The 16,289-nt window shown below is 63.8% G+C and carries 22 protein-coding genes; 12 read left to right on the forward strand and 10 right to left on the reverse strand.

What is annotated here, in order from left to right; translation table 11 throughout:
- The first annotated feature begins 47 nt into the window (after window positions 1–47).
- The 4 genes from AC56QQ_RS11245 to AC56QQ_RS11260 all read left to right on the forward strand — a co-directional run bounded on the left by AC56QQ_RS11245 (window position 48) and on the right by AC56QQ_RS11260 (window position 2,579).
- Window positions 48–341, forward strand: coding sequence for a GYD domain-containing protein (locus AC56QQ_RS11245; RefSeq protein ID WP_091581675.1), 294 nt, complete (start codon window positions 48–50; stop codon window positions 339–341).
- 72 nt (window positions 342–413) lie between these two features.
- Window positions 414–1,472, forward strand: a complete 1,059-nt coding sequence (locus AC56QQ_RS11250) for a DMT family transporter (protein ID WP_497127085.1) — start codon at window positions 414–416, stop codon at window positions 1,470–1,472.
- Between the two features lie 5 nt (window positions 1,473–1,477).
- The gene (locus AC56QQ_RS11255) at window positions 1,478–1,870 is read left to right on the forward strand and encodes a thiol-disulfide oxidoreductase DCC family protein (protein WP_497128938.1); all 393 of its coding nucleotides are present in this window, start codon (window positions 1,478–1,480) and stop codon (window positions 1,868–1,870) included.
- Between the two features lie 94 nt (window positions 1,871–1,964).
- Window positions 1,965–2,579 (forward strand): GyrI-like domain-containing protein, encoded by a 615-nt coding sequence (locus tag AC56QQ_RS11260; RefSeq protein ID WP_497127087.1) that lies wholly within the window; start codon window positions 1,965–1,967, stop codon window positions 2,577–2,579.
- A 60-nt stretch (window positions 2,580–2,639) separates the two neighbouring features.
- On the opposite strand, the gene AC56QQ_RS11265 is transcribed toward AC56QQ_RS11260, so the two are convergent.
- Window positions 2,640–2,897 carry a DUF2798 domain-containing protein gene (locus AC56QQ_RS11265; RefSeq protein ID WP_497127089.1) on the reverse strand — a complete coding sequence of 86 codons (258 nt, stop codon included), beginning with the start codon at window positions 2,895–2,897 and terminating at the stop codon, window positions 2,640–2,642.
- 269 nt (window positions 2,898–3,166) lie between these two features.
- On the opposite strand from AC56QQ_RS11265, the gene AC56QQ_RS11270 reads away from it, so the two are divergent.
- A complete protein-coding gene (locus AC56QQ_RS11270) occupies window positions 3,167–3,841 on the forward strand; it encodes a PadR family transcriptional regulator (protein WP_497127091.1) in 675 nt (224 codons plus the stop codon).
- 113 nt (window positions 3,842–3,954) lie between these two features.
- Window positions 3,955–4,254, forward strand: a complete 300-nt coding sequence (locus tag AC56QQ_RS11275; RefSeq protein ID WP_497127093.1) for an HlyU family transcriptional regulator — start codon at window positions 3,955–3,957, stop codon at window positions 4,252–4,254.
- A gap of 26 nt (window positions 4,255–4,280) precedes the next feature.
- On the opposite strand, the gene AC56QQ_RS11280 is transcribed toward AC56QQ_RS11275, so the two are convergent.
- The gene (locus AC56QQ_RS11280; RefSeq protein ID WP_256753782.1) at window positions 4,281–4,754 is read right to left on the reverse strand and encodes a VOC family protein; all 474 of its coding nucleotides are present in this window, start codon (window positions 4,752–4,754) and stop codon (window positions 4,281–4,283) included.
- 220 nt (window positions 4,755–4,974) lie between these two features.
- A complete protein-coding gene (locus tag AC56QQ_RS11285; RefSeq protein ID WP_497127095.1) occupies window positions 4,975–6,681 on the reverse strand; it encodes an AfsR/SARP family transcriptional regulator in 1,707 nt (568 codons plus the stop codon).
- A gap of 145 nt (window positions 6,682–6,826) precedes the next feature.
- On the opposite strand from AC56QQ_RS11285, the gene AC56QQ_RS11290 reads away from it, so the two are divergent.
- Together AC56QQ_RS11290 and AC56QQ_RS11295 are read left to right on the forward strand one after the other, a co-directional pair.
- Window positions 6,827–7,495, forward strand: a complete 669-nt coding sequence (locus tag AC56QQ_RS11290) for a peroxiredoxin (RefSeq protein WP_497127097.1) — start codon at window positions 6,827–6,829, stop codon at window positions 7,493–7,495.
- 39 nt (window positions 7,496–7,534) lie between these two features.
- Window positions 7,535–8,668: an NAD(P)/FAD-dependent oxidoreductase gene (locus AC56QQ_RS11295; RefSeq protein WP_497127099.1), complete on the forward strand. Its 1,134-nt coding sequence runs from the start codon at window positions 7,535–7,537 to the stop codon at window positions 8,666–8,668.
- A gap of 121 nt (window positions 8,669–8,789) precedes the next feature.
- Here AC56QQ_RS11295 and AC56QQ_RS11300 read toward each other — a convergent pair whose 3' ends face one another.
- Both AC56QQ_RS11300 and AC56QQ_RS11305 read right to left on the reverse strand, forming a co-directional pair.
- Window positions 8,790–9,992 carry an MFS transporter gene (locus tag AC56QQ_RS11300; RefSeq protein WP_497127102.1) on the reverse strand — a complete coding sequence of 401 codons (1,203 nt, stop codon included), beginning with the start codon at window positions 9,990–9,992 and terminating at the stop codon, window positions 8,790–8,792.
- 191 nt (window positions 9,993–10,183) lie between these two features.
- Entirely contained in the window at window positions 10,184–10,642 is a 459-nt protein-coding gene (locus tag AC56QQ_RS11305; RefSeq protein WP_489862695.1) for an Lrp/AsnC family transcriptional regulator, read from the reverse strand.
- A 173-nt stretch (window positions 10,643–10,815) separates the two neighbouring features.
- Between AC56QQ_RS11305 and AC56QQ_RS11310 the strand changes: the two genes are divergently transcribed.
- Window positions 10,816–11,550: an AzlC family ABC transporter permease gene (locus AC56QQ_RS11310; RefSeq protein WP_497127104.1), complete on the forward strand. Its 735-nt coding sequence runs from the start codon at window positions 10,816–10,818 to the stop codon at window positions 11,548–11,550.
- A complete protein-coding gene (locus AC56QQ_RS11315; RefSeq protein ID WP_489862693.1) occupies window positions 11,547–11,846 on the forward strand; it encodes an AzlD family protein in 300 nt (99 codons plus the stop codon). Before AC56QQ_RS11310 ends, AC56QQ_RS11315 begins: the two co-directional genes overlap by 4 nt.
- 22 nt (window positions 11,847–11,868) lie before the next feature.
- Here the strand turns inward: AC56QQ_RS11315 and AC56QQ_RS11320 are convergent, their stop codons facing one another.
- The 3 genes from AC56QQ_RS11320 to AC56QQ_RS11330 form a co-directional block, all read right to left on the reverse strand.
- Window positions 11,869–12,162 carry a type II toxin-antitoxin system RelE/ParE family toxin gene (locus AC56QQ_RS11320; RefSeq protein WP_497127106.1) on the reverse strand — a complete coding sequence of 98 codons (294 nt, stop codon included), beginning with the start codon at window positions 12,160–12,162 and terminating at the stop codon, window positions 11,869–11,871.
- 2 nt (window positions 12,163–12,164) lie between these two features.
- The gene (locus AC56QQ_RS11325; protein WP_497127108.1) at window positions 12,165–12,404 is read right to left on the reverse strand and encodes a CopG family ribbon-helix-helix protein; all 240 of its coding nucleotides are present in this window, start codon (window positions 12,402–12,404) and stop codon (window positions 12,165–12,167) included.
- Window positions 12,405–12,566: 162 nt separating this feature from the next.
- A complete protein-coding gene (locus AC56QQ_RS11330; protein ID WP_489862690.1) occupies window positions 12,567–13,202 on the reverse strand; it encodes an FMN-dependent NADH-azoreductase in 636 nt (211 codons plus the stop codon).
- A 108-nt stretch (window positions 13,203–13,310) separates the two neighbouring features.
- Between AC56QQ_RS11330 and AC56QQ_RS11335 the strand changes: the two genes are divergently transcribed.
- Window positions 13,311–14,267, forward strand: a complete 957-nt coding sequence (locus AC56QQ_RS11335; RefSeq protein ID WP_497127110.1) for a LysR family transcriptional regulator — start codon at window positions 13,311–13,313, stop codon at window positions 14,265–14,267.
- Here AC56QQ_RS11335 and AC56QQ_RS11340 read toward each other — a convergent pair.
- Entirely contained in the window at window positions 14,200–14,826 is a 627-nt protein-coding gene (locus AC56QQ_RS11340) for a TetR/AcrR family transcriptional regulator (RefSeq protein ID WP_497127112.1), read from the reverse strand. The two genes, AC56QQ_RS11335 and AC56QQ_RS11340, sit on opposite strands and share 68 nt — an antisense overlap.
- Before the next feature lie 66 nt (window positions 14,827–14,892).
- Here AC56QQ_RS11340 and AC56QQ_RS11345 point away from each other — a divergent pair, with 66 nt between their 5' ends.
- Window positions 14,893–15,318 carry a VOC family protein gene (locus AC56QQ_RS11345; protein WP_497127114.1) on the forward strand — a complete coding sequence of 142 codons (426 nt, stop codon included), beginning with the start codon at window positions 14,893–14,895 and terminating at the stop codon, window positions 15,316–15,318.
- Window positions 15,319–15,327: 9 nt separating this feature from the next.
- Here AC56QQ_RS11345 and AC56QQ_RS11350 read toward each other — a convergent pair whose 3' ends face one another.
- Window positions 15,328–16,278: a S1C family serine protease gene (locus tag AC56QQ_RS11350; RefSeq protein ID WP_497127116.1), complete on the reverse strand. Its 951-nt coding sequence runs from the start codon at window positions 16,276–16,278 to the stop codon at window positions 15,328–15,330.
- Between the last annotated feature and the right edge of the window lie 11 nt (window positions 16,279–16,289).

The following is a 16,289-nucleotide window of genomic DNA, read 5'->3' on the forward strand; positions in this document are numbered from 1 at the left end:
CGCCCCGGCGAAGCGCCGTGCTCCGTGGCCCCGGAGGGAGGTGTGCCATGACAAGCTATATCGTGCTGATGAACTGGACGGAGCAGGGCGCCAGAAGTGTGCGCGAGTCACCGAAGCGGCTCGACGCCGCCAGGAAGCAGTTGGGAGACATGGGCGGATCGTTCAAGGCGTTCTACCTGACCATGGGCGAATACGACATGGTGGCTGTGGTCGAAGCGCCCGACGATGCGGTTCTGGCTCGTTTCTCGCTGATGCTGGCGGCGGGCGGCAACGTCAGGACGCGGACGCTGAAAGCCTTCCCCGAACTCGCCTACCGCGAGATCATCACCTCGCTCGGATAGAGCCCTGAAAACAGTGCGGCGGCCGACGATCGGGCGCTGTCTTGGTGGCGCCTGATCCGTTAGGATGCGGCCATGTCCGAAGCGAATTCACATGCGCATCTGTGGCCAGGCGTGCCGCTTGCCCTGGGCTCCGCCGCATTGTTCGGCGCGGCGCCGCCGCTCTGCAAGCTGCTGCTCGACAGCGTCAACCCCTTCATGCTGGCCGGCCTGCTCTATCTCGGCGCCGGCGTCGGGCTGGCCCTCTATCGCCTGGCTCGCGGCACCGGCGCCGGCGAGGCGCAACTGACCGCCAGGGACATGCCATGGCTGGCGCTGGCGATCGGTGCCGGCGGCATCGTCGCCCCGGTGCTCCTGATGTTCGGCCTCAGCCTCAACACCGCGTCCAGTTCAGCGCTGCTGCTCAATCTCGAAGGATTGGCGACGATGGCGATCGCCTGGCTCGTCTATCGCGAGAATGTCGACCGGCGCCTGCTTCTGGGCGCCTTCGCCATCCTTGCCGGCGCCGTCCTGTTGTCGTGGCAAGGCGAGGGCGTTGCCTTCAACCTCGGTGCCGTGCTCGTCGCCGGAGCATGCCCGGCGTGGGGGCTGGACAACAATTTCACGCGCAGGATCTCGGCCACCGATCCGGTGGTGATCGCCATGCTCAAGGGGCTGGTGGCGGGTGTCGTCAATGTCGGGCTGGCGCTTGCCGCCGGGGCTTCGTTTCCCCCCGCGTCAATCGTCGCCGTCACCGCGGCTGTCGGTTTCTTCGGCATCGGCGTCAGCCTGGTGATGTTCATCGTGGCGCTGCGCCATCTCGGCACGGCGCGGACTGGGGCCTATTACTCGCTCGCCCCCTTTATCGGCGCGTTGCTGGCGATCGCCATCCTCGGCGACGCCATCACGCTCAAGCTGGCTGTCGCCGGGCTTCTGATGGGCTTCGGCCTCTTCCTGCATCTGTCCGAGCGCCACGAGCACGAGCACGACCACGAAGAGCTCGAGCATGAGCACAGTCATGTCCATGACGAGCACCACCAGCATCACCACGACGGGCCGGTGAGCGAGCCGCATTCGCATTGGCACCGGCACGCGCCGATGCGTCACCGGCATCCGCATTATCCCGACCTGCACCACCGGCATGGCCACGGCTGAGCATGATGCTCGGGCACGGGACCAAGCCTGAACTGACTGTCTGGTACAACACGCGCTGTCCGGTCTGTGACGCCGGCATCGGCAGGCAGAAACGGCGGCTGATCGAGGCGGTCAAGGCCGGCCGCATCGAATTTCGCGACATCAACTTTGAACCAGCAGCACTTGCCGGATATAGAGCCTCGCTGGAGGATATCCGCCGCCGGTTGCACGCCACCGATGCACAGGGCCAACTGCTGGTCGGCGCCGATGTGGCAATCGCGGTCTGGAAGGCAACGCCGGGCGAGGGCTGGCTGGCAACGCTGTTCGGCAATCCGATCGCCTTGCCGCTGACCCGCTTCGCCTATGACCGTTTCGCCGACCTGCTCTACGCCTGGAACCGGCGCAACGGCCGCTGGTAGTCCTTGTCTCGCCTGTCGTGGCATTGACCTCAATCAATGCCGCCCTTGTCGGTAGCCTCGATTGTGGAACCATCGCTTTTGATGAGGGCATGTGATGGAGAAGGTCGACTTCAAGAAAATCATGAAGGCGTTCTGGCAGCCGCCGGTGGGTGTGTTTTCCCTGGTCGATGTTCCCAAGCTGCAGTTTGCCATGATCGATGGCAAGGGCGATCCGAACACCTCCGAAGAGTACCGGCACGCGATTGAATGGCTCTACTCGGTGAGCTATCCCCTGAAGTTCATGTCGAAAAAGGAGCTTGGTAAGGACTATGGCGTCGCTCCGCTGGAAGGACTGTGGTGGGCTGAGGACATGTCGAGCTTCCTGACGGGCGACAAGCATCTCTGGTCGTGGACCATGATGATCATGCAGCCGGACTGGATCACCGGGGAAATGTTCCAGGCGGCCCTCGACAAGGCACGCGCGAAGCTCGGCGAGTCGCCCGAAAGCCTCAGATTGCAGTCCTTTCACGAAGGGCTGGCGGTGCAGATCATGCATATCGGACCCTATAGCGCCGAAGGACCGACGATCCTGCGCCTGCACGAGGAATTCCTGCCGGCCAACGGTCTCGTGGAAAACGGCAAGCACCACGAGATCTACCTGGGTGACCCTCGCAAGGCGGCACCAGAAAAACTGAGAACGGTGATCCGCCAGCCGGTCAAGAAACGATAGACTTGGCGCTATTACAGGCCGAAGGCCCGAAATTGCCTTCGGGCCTTTCCGCGTAGCCGCCTACCGAGTCGAGGGCTCGCACAGCCAACCGACAATGCGGCGCACCAGCGGCAGAACCAGAAGCAGCGTCGGAAACGCCACCAGCCAGGACAGGCCCCATGCGGTCATCCAGATGGCGGCCAGGCTGGGCTGGAATCCAAGGCTTTTCAATGTCGAGATGAGCGAGACGATGAAGGTCATCAACAGCGACAGCACCAGAGGGCTGAGAATCGCGGCATAGCGCGCAGGCAGTTTCCTGCGCCGATGTCTTGCAGTCATTTTGAGATTTCCATTGAGGGTCCGGTCCGTCGCATTGGCATCCGTTCGCCCATTTCGGCGTAACTGTCCGGAAAGACCGGGTGGATGCGTTGCTTGACGTCAGACGCTTACGGAGCGGTCTTTGACCCTCAAGCGCCTTCTAGCCACGTGTCGCGGCGAGGGCAAGCCCCTTGCGGCACCATTCAGATACATCGTAAGATATATCTTGACTCGACAGTGGCACGCGCCTAATTGAGATATATCGTAAGATATAACTCAAGGAGCAATCAATGCATAAGCACGACAATTTCGGGCACAAACATTTCGGCGAGCGCATGTTCATGCACATGGCCGGCAAATTCGGTGGCCGCGGCGGCGGTTTCGGACCGTTCGGCCATGGCGGACGAGGCGGCGGACGCGGCGGTCCGGGCGACATGTTCCGCGCCGGCCGCATGCTGGCCGACGGCGATCTCAAGCTGATCACGCTGTCGCTGCTGGCCGAGGCGCCGCGCCACGGCTACGACATCATCAAGGCGCTGGAAGAGCGCACCAGCGGCATCTACAGCCCGAGCCCGGGCGTGGTCTATCCGACGCTGACCTTCCTGGAAGAGGCGGGCTATGCCGCTTCCGCCGCCGACGGCAACAAGAAGGTGTTCTCGATCACCGAGGCCGGGCAGGCGCATCTTGCCGACAACCGCGAGATGATCGACGCCGTGCTCGACCATCTCGAGCGCTTCGGGCGCAAGATGGCCAAGGCGCGCGACTGGTTCGGCTGGAACGACGAGAGCGAAGAGGGCGGGCGTCGCGGCGGTCGTTCGGACGCGCGTGACGAATTCCGCGCCGTGCGCCATCGCTTGCGTGCGGCTCTCGGCGACTTCGTCGATGCCCCGGCCGACAAGCAGGCCGAGGCGATCGCCATCCTCGAAGGCGCCGCCGAGGCACTGGAAGCGCTGTCGCGCAAGTGAGGCCTTCCGGCCCGGCCGGACGCAGCCCTTGCCCGCCAGGCCAAGGACCGATAGTGAAATTCATCCCGCGCCACGCTACATGGTGCGGGATCAGTGCTGTTGGAGGAACACCGATGTCTTTTCTGAAGCGTCTTTTCGGCGGTGGCGGCGGCAGCGGTGAAGCGGGCGAGCCAAAGAGCGCCGCGCCGGCCAAGCAGGTCGAGCACAAGGGATTCCTGATCAGCGCCACGCCCTACAAGACGGACGGCCAGTACCAGACCTGCGGCATCGTCTCCAAGGAGATCGACGGCGTCATCAAGGAACACAAATTCATCCGCGCCGACCGCTTCGCCGGGCTCGACGACGCCGTCGACATCTCGATCAAGAAGGGCATGCAACTGGTCGACGAGCAGGGCGAGCGGATTTTCGGATAAGCAAGGCTGGGGTCAACCTAGGACCGTCAGCCGCGCCGCGCCGCCTCGATCGCGGCGACGTCGATCTTCTTCATGTCCATCATTGCATCAAACGCGCGTTTTGCTTCATCGCCGCCGGCGGCCATCGCCTCGGTCAGCACGCGCGGCGTGATCTGCCAGGAGACGCCCCATTTGTCCTTGCACCAACCGCAGGCACTTTCCTGGCCACCATTGCCGACGATGGCGTTCCAGTAGCGGTCGGTCTCCTGCTGATCGTCGGTGGCGATCTGGAACGAGAATGCTTCGTTGTGTTTGAACATGGGCCCGCCATTGAGGCCGAGACAGGGGATGCCGGCGACCGTGAACTCGACCGTCAACACGTCGCCCGCCTTGCCGGACGGGTAGTCGCTGGGAGCGCGGTGGACGGCACTCACCGAGCTGTCGGGAAAAGTTTCGGCGTAGAACCGGGCAGCGGCCTCGGCATCCTTGTCATACCAAACGCAGATTGTGTTCTTGGCAATTGCCATTGCTTGTCCTTTCGCTTTTGAAGCCATTCCGGCGGGTTTCCCCACGCACTCCAGACTGTTCGCGGCCAGCCTCAGGGGTTGCACGCGAAGCTAGAATGCGTTCATGCGATCTGATGTTCCGGCGGCAAGGCGCCCAAAAGCCATGCCGGAACTCAAATCAGGGCGACCGGCGAACGGATCTTCAGATAAAGCGGACCCGAATTTTCAGCGCATTTTAGCCCGGTGTCGTCATTCGCTCCAGACAACGGGCCTCATCGATGGGCCTGCCGAGAGCGGCGAAGCGCGAGGCCGCTTCTTCAAATGCCGCCATGGCGCGGTTTTCGCTCTGCTCGGCGCGGCGCTGCACGCCGCGCGCTTCCCAGACGGCCGCCACCCAGGGTCCGCCATTCCACATGCCGGCCACCCGCTCAGCCTCATCGAGCCGCCGGTTGACCTGTTCGACTTCGCCCGCCTCGGCCAGTGCAGTCGCCGCGGCGGTGCGGAAGGTCATCGAGCAAGGTTGGCAGCTGTGGCCGGCGGACAACATGCGGTCGCCTTCCCTAATGGTCGCGGCGATCTTTTCGGGCGTGGAGCCGGCCCGCACCTCGAGGCCCTTCAGGCTGATCAGCAGATGCGGTGCAAGCCAGGAAGATTGGGCAAGGGTCGTGGCGCGCCGGATCAGCCGTCCCGCCTGCCATTTCTGGCCACGCGCCAGGGCAAGTTCCGTTAGACGCTGGAGCGCCAGCACGCGCCCGGCAATGGCGCCAACCTGCGCATAGAGTTTTTCGGCTTCCGTGAGCATGCGTTCGGCCTCGGATAACTGGCCCGAAAACAAGGCAGCTTCGCCCAGCACCAGGGAGGCGAGGCCGCGCCCGGCAAGCGAGCCGGCGCCCTCGGCGACCGATAGCAGTTCACGCGCCGAAGCGGCGATGTCGTGATGGCCCTTGGCACTGCAAAGGCAGAATTCGGCCAGGCACAGATGCCCGTCAAAGACGTTGGAGACGAAGGCTGGTTTGGCCCGCACCCATTCGATGAATTCCGCCCGGAACAATTCGCGCCATTGCCCCTGCATGTGCGCCACCAGCCCGATCAAGGCGCTGGCCTCGCCAACCTCGCGGGCAAGTCCGGCACCCATAGCCAACTCGCGGGTTTCCCTGCCGACCTGGGCGGCCTTGGCGAAATCGCCGCTTTGCAGATGCAGCAGGCCCCAGGCCAGCGAGGCGCGGATGCGGTCGCTCAACCCGACTGGGTCAATCGAGGGCACGGCCAACGCCTTTTCGTAGAGCTTCACGGTTTCAGCACCCGGGCCGACTCCAAGGTCGATGCGCAGGCTTTGGCTGAGCTGATTGAACAGCCTGATTGCTTCGGCCCTGTTGCCGGCGTCCAGCGCTGCCTGCATCAGGGCGCATTGGGCCTGCTCATCGGCGGGGTCCATCGCGATCAGACGCTGCCAGAGCTTGCCTGCTTGCAGCACATCGGCATAGCGCTGGCGCAAGGCCTGCCGGGGGGTCTCGAACCAATCGACATAGGGGTCGTCTGGCAGCAGGTCGCCGGCGTAAAGGTCGGCCGCCACTTCGCAGGCGGCAGGGTCGGAGCCGCGCAAGGCAAGCTTGGCGGCGGCCTCGAAGTCGTCAACGTCAATTTCAAGATCTGCCGCCGGGGCAAGGGCGATGACATCGGCCGTCTGCTCGATCAGGTCATGAGCACCCAAGGCGCGGCGGGCGAAGTGGATGGCCTTGCGCAGGTTCGCTCCGGCCGCCTCCGGATCAAGATCGGGCCAGAATGCCTCCATGACCTGTTCGCGGTGAATGCGGTGCGAACGGGTGACGGCAAGCAGCTTCACCAGCGCCGCGCCACGGTCACGGCGCCACGCCGTCGCCGGAATGACTTGACCGTCAAGACCGACACTGAACCCGCCGAGCAATTGAATTTGAACGCGCACTCGAAGCCCCCTTCAGCATGCGATCCGCCATTGCCGCCAAAAGGTACGGCCGTCACAAGCCCCCGTGCGGCAGGGAACGCTGGCGGAACATAGGTTGCCTAGTCTGCCCTGGTAGTCAATTCCAACCCTCTGACAGGAGAACCAAATGTCTCTTCGTATCGCCGACATGGCGCCCGACTTCACCGCCGAAACCACACACGGTCCGATCAATTTCCATGACTGGCTGGGCAACTCATGGGGCATCCTGTTTTCCCATCCCAAGGATTTTACCCCCGTCTGTACGACCGAGCTTGGCTACATGGCCAAGCTGAAGCCCGAGTTCGACAAGCGCGGCGTCAAGATCATCGGGCTCTCCGTCGACCCGGTCGAGCGTCATGCCGGATGGGCTGATGACATCGCTGAGACCCAGGGCCTTGCACCGAACTTCCCGATGATCGGCGACCCGATGCTGGCCATTGCCAAGCTCTACGATATGCTGCCCGCCACGGCCGGCGACAGTGCCGAGGGGCGCACGGCAGCCGACAACCAGACGGTGCGCCATGTCTACGTCATTGGCCCCGACAAGAAGATCAAGCTGATGATCGCCTATCCGATGACCACCGGCCGGAACTTCGACGAAATCCTGCGCGTGGTGGACTCCATGCAACTGACCGCCAAGCACCGCGTGGCCACGCCGGTGAACTGGCGGCAGGGCGACGAGGTGATCATCGCGGGTTCGGTGTCGAACGACGAAGCCAAGGTCCTTTACCCCGAAGGCTGGAAGCAGCCCAGGCCCTACATCCGCATCGTCCCGCAACCGCACAGCAACGCCTGAGCCTTCTTTCCAGGCAACCCGGCAACAAGAGGTGACAGTATGAAACCCCGTATCCTTATCCTTGGCGCCGGTTTTGGCGGGCTTGAACTCAGCACGTCCTTGTCCGAAGCCCTGGGTGACAGCATTGCTGTCACCCTGATCGACAAGTCGGATGCCTTCGTGTTCGGCTTTGCCAAGCTCGATCTGATGTTCGGCCGCGCAACCGAGACGGCTGTGCGGCTACCCTATGCCGACTACGCCAAATCCGGCGTCACGATGAAGCGCGAGACCGTCACCGCAATCGACCCGGAACGGCGGCGCGTGACGACCGACAAGGGCGTGCACGAGGCGGACATACTGGTAGTCGCTCTCGGCGCGGATTACGACGTTTCGGCCACGCCCGGGATTACGCTCGGCCGCAACGAATTTTACTCGGTGCCGGGCGCCGCCCACATGGCGAAGGTGCTGCCCGGCTTCACCCGCGGCCATGCCGTGATCGGCGTCTGCGGCGCGCCCTATAAATGCCCGCCAGCACCCAGCGAGTGTGCCCTGATGCTGCACGATTACCTGACCGATAGAGGTGTCCGTGACAACTGCCAGATCACCTATGTGAACGCGATGTCGAGCCCGGTGCCGCCTTCTCCCGAAACCTCGAAGGCGCTTCTCGCGGCTTTCGCCGAACGCGATATCGCCTTCATTGCGAGCACCCGCGTGGTTTCCGTGGACGAGGGCCGCAAGGTCGTGACGCTCGACAATGGCAGCGAACTGCCCTGCGATCTGTTCCTTGGCGTGCCCATGAACCGCGCTCCGGATGTCGTCGTCGAGGCCGGCATGACCGAGGGCGGCTGGGTGACCATCGATCCCCGCACACTCGAAACCCGCTTTCCCGGCGTCTACGCGCTGGGCGATCTGGCCAATACGGGTGCGCCGAAGGCGGGGGTCTTTGCCGAGGGCGCCGCGCGCACCGTTGCAGCGAACCTGATCGCCAGGCTGCGCCATGAGGAGCAGACGGCAAAGAACCCAGGTGCGGGATCCTGCTACATCGAATTCGGCGCCAACAGGATCGCCAGGGTGGATGTGGATTTCTTTTCCGGCCCAAAACCCACCGGTGCTTTCTATGAACCGTCGGAGGCATTGCGAGTCGACAAGGTGAACTTCGGCTCCAGCCGCAAGGCCCGCTGGTTCGGGCACTGAGCTTCGGCAAAGGCGGGCGCCGACGGCGCCCGTCCCGATAGAGCGGGTTTGGGTGACGCAATTCCCTGGGGAAGCGCTACGCTTTCCCGGGAAAGCGCTACGCGCTTTTCCTGGAATTGCTTCAGGCCATCTGCAGCTGCCTGCGCGGCAGCGGCGGGAAGGCGATGGCGATGCCGGCCGCGCCAAGCCCGATGATGGCTGAGCCGATGAACAGCCAGGAATAGCTGGCGTAGGCATCGAACACCATGCCGCCGGCGAGCGGTCCGAGTGCCATGCCGAGGCTGGACAACATGGTGGCGGCGCCGAACACCGTGCCGAGGATGCGCTGCCCGAAATATTCGCGCGCCAGCACCGCATAGAGCGGCATCACGCCGCCATAGGTGGCCCCGAAGATGACGGCGAGCATATAGAAGTGCTCGAGCCGGCTGATCGAGAGGTAGGCGGCAATCACGATCGCCTGGATGGCGAGGCCCGCGATCAGCACCGGCTTGACACCCAGCCGGTCGGCCAGCACGCCATAGAGAAGCCGGCCACCGAGACCCGCGAGGCCCTCGACGCTGTAAATCGAGACCGCCGCCATGGGGGCGACGCCGCACAGCATGGCATAGCTCACCATGTGGAAGATCGGCCCGGAATGCGCGGCGCAGCAGGCAAAGAAGGTCAACCCTAGCACGATGAACTGCGGCGAGCGCAGCGCCTGGCCGACCGTCATGCCGGCGCCTTCGGCAACAGGCGTGGAACTGGTCTCGTGCCCAGCTGGCTTTGGTGGTTGGCGCACCAGAAGCACCGCCGGCAACAGCAGCACCCAGGCCGTGATACCGATGTCGAACATTGCGGTGCGCCACTCATAGGCCGAGATCAGCCAGCGGGCGAAGGGCGAGATGGTCATCGGTGCCACGCCCATGCCGGCCGAAACCAGCGAAACGGCAAGGCCGCGATGGGTGTCGAACCAGCCCGTGGTCAGCGCGATCATCGGCGCGAAGAAGGCGCTGGCGGCGAGGCCGACCAGCACGCCATAGGTGATCTGGAAGGTGAGGAGCGAGCCGGCGCGGCTGGCCAGCACCAGCGCCAGCCCGAGCAGCACAGCGCCGATCATGACGACGATGCGGGCGCCAAAACGGTCCGACAGGGCGCCCCAGGCGAAGCCGCCAAGGCCCATCACCAGGAAGTTGAGCGTCATGGCGCTCGAAATGCCGGCGCGCGACCAGCCGGTGTCGAGCGCCATCGGCTCGAGGAAGATCGCCAGCGAAAACATCGTGCCGATGGCGACACAGGACATCAGCGCGCCAGCGGCGACGATGACCCAACGATAGGAAAGGCTCATTCAAATCTCCCATGCCAGAGGGCAGCGCCGCGCGCTGCTTGCATCCGAAGGACGCTGACACCGAAGCCGATCCTACAATCCGGTTGCATTTTTTATCCAGTCTGGAATGGCCTCGTTTTTCCGGCTGCTTCTGGTCGCTTTTCCGTGCTGGTCGCTGCCCCAAAGCCGCTTCGCACTTTGGACGACTGCCGTCAGATCGGCAGTTCCGACGTGTACTTGATCGTCCAACTCGGAACGTCGGTCTTGACGTTCTGCACGCCCTTGATACGGCTCAGATGCTCCGACTGGAAGCGGCGATAGTCGTTGATGTCGGCCGCCACCACACGAACCATGGCGTCGCAGTCGCCGAGCATCAGGTAGCATTCCATCACTTGCGGCAGTTTGGCCACTTCGGTGGCGAAGTGCTCGATCGTGTCTTCGTCCTGCGTCTTCAGCCAGATGCGGGTGAAGAAGGTCAGCCCCTTGCCGATGCTGGCCGGGTTGAGCACCGCGACGTAGCGGTCGATGACGCCGGCCTCCTCCAGCAGTTTCACGCGCCGCAGGCATGGCGAGGGCGACAGCCCGACCTCATTGGCCAGATCGTTGTTGGCCATGCGCCCGTTGCGTTGCAGCGCCCGCAGGATGCGTTTGTCGATCTCATCCAGGTTCATTGGCTATGGATTCCACTATTCTTCAAAATCGTGATGTGTGGTGCCAATTCTTTGCAGATTACGCGCATATTCGCAACCAAATTGCGGACAGGGTTGGGTATGTTTGCCGCCGACATCAAGGGATTTCAAGCGCAACCGGAAGCGGCGGCCGCGAGGCCAGCCCATGGATAGCCATGAGCATTTCACAGGCAGTCGAGACGACTGGCAATGGTTCGAGATCCGAGTTCCGCCGTGGCGTGGCGTCCTGCGCGCCGGTGCTGCTCGGCACCATCCCCTATGCGCTGGTGCTCGGCGCCCAGGCCACGCAGAAAGGCTTGAGCGTCTTCGAACTGTCTGTCATGACAGGACTGAACTTCGCCGGCGGCTCGGAATTCGCCGCGATCCAGTTGTGGACATCGCCGCCCCACATCGTGCTGATCGTCGCCATCACCTTCCTGGTCAACAGCCGGCATCTGCTGATGGGCGCGGCACTGGCGCCGTTCCTGCGTCATCTGCCGCGACGCAAGATGTTTCCGGCGCTGTTCTTCCTATGCGACGAGAGCTGGGCGCTCGGCCTTGCCGAGGCCAGGCAGCGTGCCGCCGCGGGCGTAACGCCAGCCTTCAGCCCGCACTATTACATGGGCGCGGCACTGGCGATGTATCTTACCTGGGTGGTCTTTACCACGGCAGGGGCCTTGCTCGGCCCGATGCTCGGTCACGTCGAGATCTATGGTTTCGACATGGCATTTCCGGCTGTCTTCCTCGTGCTGATGCGTGGCATGTGGAAGGGCATGGCGCCGGCGCGGCCCTGGCTCGTCAGCCTGGTCGTTGCCGCCCTTGTCTATCTCTTGGTTCCCGGCGCCTGGTATGTCGCCGCCGGCGCGGTGTCGGGGCTGCTTGCTGCCTGGCTGATGGCAGGCGATGCATGATCGAGCCAGCGACCCTTTTCACCATCGTGCTCATGGCCGGCGTCACCTATCTGACGCGGATCGGTGGCTATGTCGTGTTGCGCAACCGCGTGCTCAGCGCCCGCGCCACGGCGGTGATGGAAGCGGCGCCCGGTTGCGTGCTGATTTCGGTCATCGCACCGGCCTTCGTGTCGAGGCACCCGGCCGACCTTTTGGGGCTGGCGATCACCTTCGCCGCCGCGACACGGCTGTCCATGCTGCCGACCGTGCTGATCGGGGTCGCCTCGGCGGGGCTGCTGCGGCATTTCATCGGCTAGAAAAAGCAGCTACCGGTCGGGCTCACAGGGTCTGCGGCCACTGTTGGGCGGCGTGTATGACGGTGAGTACTTCGATGGTATCTCCGTTTACACGGTAAGGGACGATATAGGGGATATCGACCAAAACGAGCTCTCGCGTCGCTTTGATGCGCCCAACGCGACCCATGGCTGGCTGCTCGGTGAGCAACTCCGCCGCCGACAAGATACGCGCAATGACACGAGCGGCCGCCTCGGGACTCTCTTCCGCGATATGCGCGCCGATTTCGTCAAGCCGACGCAATGCCCGCTTGGTCCAGCGGATTGTCCTTCGGCTCATAGTCAGCCGGCGGACTTGACGTATTTCCCGATTACGGTGGCCAACTCTTGCTCATTGGCAAATTCACCCCGATCGGCCTCGGCCAACCCCGCCTCTATCTCCGTGAGCTGCCATTCCTGGCGGGCTACAAAGTCCTCAATGGCCTGGGCGGCCACATAAGAGCGCGAGCGGTCAAGCTTTTCGGCGAGCTGGTCGAGCCTGTCTGTCGTGTCGTCTGGGAGCCGTACGGTAAAAGCGGTCATAGTTACAATTCACCTTGGTTCACTATGATTATTGATGAACCAAGGTGAATCGTCAAGGCTGCCATATCGGGAAGCGGCGAGGGGCTGCCCACGCTTTTATGAGACAGCAAGAAAAAGGCAGGCGCACCGCGCCTGCCTTTTCAACTGGATAGCGATCCGTGCTTAAGCGGCCGCAGCGACATCGCGGCTGGCCGCGACCACGGCGTCGACCTTGGCAGTCGCCTTGGCTAGCGCGGCGGTCACCGCGTCAGGGCCCATGCCGACGCCTTCGATGCGGATGACGTCGACATCGGTCATGCCGAGGAAACCGAGCACGCCGCGCAGATACGGAATGGCGTGATCGAGCTGCACGGCCGCACCTTCAGAATAGATGCCGCCCGAAGCCAGCACGATGTAGACCTTCTTGCCGGTGACAAGGCCCTTCGGACCATTTTCGCCATAGGAAAAGCTCTTGCCGGAGCGGGCGATGTGATCGACCCAGGACTTCAGCGTCGAAGAGATGTTGAAGTTGATGAAGCCGGTAGCGAGGATCACGGTGTCGGCGGCGAACAGCTCGTCAAGCGCGACGTCGGAAACGCCGACGACTTCAGCCTGGCGCGCGGTACGGGCTTCGACCGGCGTGTAGATGCCGGTCGCGTAGTCGGCATCGATATGCGGCAACGGGTTGGCGACGAGATCGCGCACGACAAGCGTGTTCGACGGATCGGCGGCAAGCAGCTTCTCGGCGAATTCAGTGGCGATGCGGGTCGAGTGCGAGGCAGCGCCGCGCGGGCTCGAGGTTACAAGAAGAATGGACATAGCGGGTCTCTCCAGTGGGAATTGAGTTGTCCCGCCAGATATGGGGCTACCATCTAATCTGAAAAACTGGTATATTTTCTATATGATCCATCTATAAAATAGATAGCTATGCAACCCAACCCGACACTCGACCAACTTCAGATCCTGGTGACGGTGGCCGAAACCGGCAGTTTCTCGGCCGCCGGCCGCAAGCTCAACCGGGCACAATCCGTGATCAGCTATGCCATCGCCAATCTCGAGGCACAGCTTGGCATGAAGCTGTTCGAACGCGACGGCACGCGCGAGCCGCAACTGACCGAAGCCGGACGGGCGACGCTGGAAGATGCAAGGCGCATGGTCAGTGTGCTGCAGCGCATCCGCTCGCGGGTCGACGGCTACAGGCAAGGGTTGGAGTCCGAAGTCACCGTGTCGGTCGACATGACACTGCCGTCATCGGTGCTGGTGCGGGTGCTGAAGGCGTTCGAGGTCCAGTTTCCGACGGTGACGCTACGCCTGCATATAGGCTCGCTGGGATTGATCCCCGACCACGTCGTGAATGGACAGGCCGATCTCGGCATTGGCGGCCTGCTCGGCGAGGTCGACGTCCATCTCGTGCGCATCGGCTTCATGTCGATCGTGCTGGCCGCGGCGCCCAGCCACCCGCTGGCGCTGCTGCCAAAGCCACTGGCGATCGAGGATGTGCGCGAACACACCCAGCTTGTCGTGACCGACCAGTCCGAACGCACCAAGGGGCGCGACTTCGGCGTCTTTGCCTACCGGACCTGGCGCCTGACGGATATGCGCACCAAGCATATTCTGATGCGCGAGGGGCTGGGCTGGGGCGGCCTGCCGCGCTGGCTGATCGCCGACGATCTCGCCAGCGGCCGGCTGGTGGAACTCGACCTTGAACCCTTTGGCGAGGTGCGCTCTCCACTCTTTGCCATGCATCGCAATGACAGCAGCCCGAAGCCGGCGGCAGCCTGGCTGATCGACCAGTTCAAGCGCCAACTCGGCTGTTTCAACGAGTTCGAGCCGGGCCAGGTGCCTGACGAAGAGCCGGGGACAATCCATCAATCAGCGCCATGAGAACGGCGCGATAGTCCTCGGCTGAGCCGCCGGCCTCGATGGCCAGTGCGGCACGGTCGAAGGCGGAAGCAAGCAGCGCGGTCAGCGCCTCCGCCGGCAGTCTCGTCATCGTGTTGGTCCGCATCGCAGCGACAAGGCCTTCGCGCAGCGAGCGGTTGCCGTGGCGGTTGTCGATCGCGTCCATGGCGGCGCGCCCCAGCACGGCCGGGCCATCGAGCAGCAGCAGCCGCGTGCGGCCGGGCGCGCGCATAGCGGCGAGATAGGCATCGGAGCCGGCAATCAGCGCGTCGCGGGCGCTGAGCGAGGACGGCGAGGCGCGCTCGATCTCATCCGCCACCGCAGTCGCTTCCTGCTCGACCACGGCGGCAAACAGCGCCTGCTTGTCGGCAAAATGGTGGTAGAGCGCGCCGCGCGTCACGCCGGCGGCGGCGACGATCTCGGGCGTGCCGGTCTCGGCGTAGGATTTTTCGGTGAACAGTTTTCGCGCCGCGGCGATCAGGTCGGCGCGCGTCGCCTCGGTGCGGTCGCGGTTGGAGCGGCGCGCGGATTCCTGTTGCATACATGCAGCCTGTATGTTAATTCAATTTACATGCAGACTGTATGTTAGTTAGCGGGAGAAGGAAAGATGAAGACCACCAGCTATTATCCGGTGCTGATGACCGGCGACGTCACCGGCACGGCGTCCTTCTATGTCGAGCATTTCGGCTTCCAGCCGCTGTTTGAGAGCGACTGGTATGTGCATCTGCAATCGGCTGAGAGCAAGCGCGTTAATCTCGGCATCGTCCAGGGCGACCATGAGACGATCCCGGAAGAGGGGCGCGGCCGCGCATCGGGCCTGCTGATCAATTTCGAAGTCCGCGACCCGGATGCGGTGCATGAGCGGATCCTGGCCGCCGGTCTGCCGATCCTGCGTTCCCTGCGCGACGAGCCCTTCGGTCAGCGCCATTTCATTACCAAGGACCCCAATGGGGTGCTGATCGACGTCATCAAGCCGATCCCGCCGACCGAGGCGTTCTTGGCGCAATATGCGGAGGGCGCGGCGGGGGCTTGAGGAGCGGCCTCAACTGGCCCTTGCTACCGGCGTCACCGTCACTTGGCCGACACCGCTGCGGCGTACCACCGTGCACAGCGTCTCGCGGCCGATGCGTTCGGCGTCGAGCATGCGCACGAGGTCGTCGACGCCGGTCACCGGGCGCCCGTCGATCGCGGCGATGATGTCGCCTTCCCTGAGGCCGGCCTTGGCCGCTGGGCCGTCCTTCTCGACGCTGCGCAGCCGCACCGCCGTGCTGGTCGATACCTGTGACAGAAGGGCGGCGCGGCGCGGCAAATTGGTGGTGTCGGCGGAAACGCCGATGAAGGCGCGGCGCACGCGGCCGAAGCGGATGATCTCCGAGATGACGAAATTGGCGGTGTTGGAGGCGACCGCGAAGGCAATGCCCTGCGCGCCATGGATCATGGCGGTGTTGACGCCAATGACCTCACCGGCCGACGACACCAGCGGCCCGCCGGAGTTGCCGGGGTTGAGTGCCGCGTCGGTCTGGATGACGTCGTCGATCAGCCGGCCGGTCGAGGCGCGCATCGAGCGGCCGAGCGCCGAAACGACGCCGGAGGTGACGGTCCATTCGAAGCCGAGCGGGTTGCCGATGGCAATGGCGATCTGGCCGCGCCGCAGGCGCTTGGAATCGCCAAGGGGGGCGACATCGGCAAAGCTGCCGTCGGCGCGCACCAACGCGATGTCGGTGTCGGGGTCGCGGCCAAGCACGCGGCCTTCGCTGGAGGCGCCATCCGGCATGGAGACGCGCACCGTCCTGGCGTCGCCGACAACATGGAAATTGGTGACAACCAACCCGTCCGGCGCGATGACGAAGCCGGAGCCATGGCCACCCTGACTGCCGATGCGCTCGATGCGGCAGACGGCCGGGCCGATACGGTCGACGGCGTCGGCAACCGTCGTCGAATAGGCGTCGAGCAACGTGTCGTCGGATTCGAATTTGGCTGCGGCGAGGGCCATGGAAGGGCTCC

The sequence above is a fragment of the Mesorhizobium sp. RCAM 05099 genome (genome assembly GCF_059683685.1).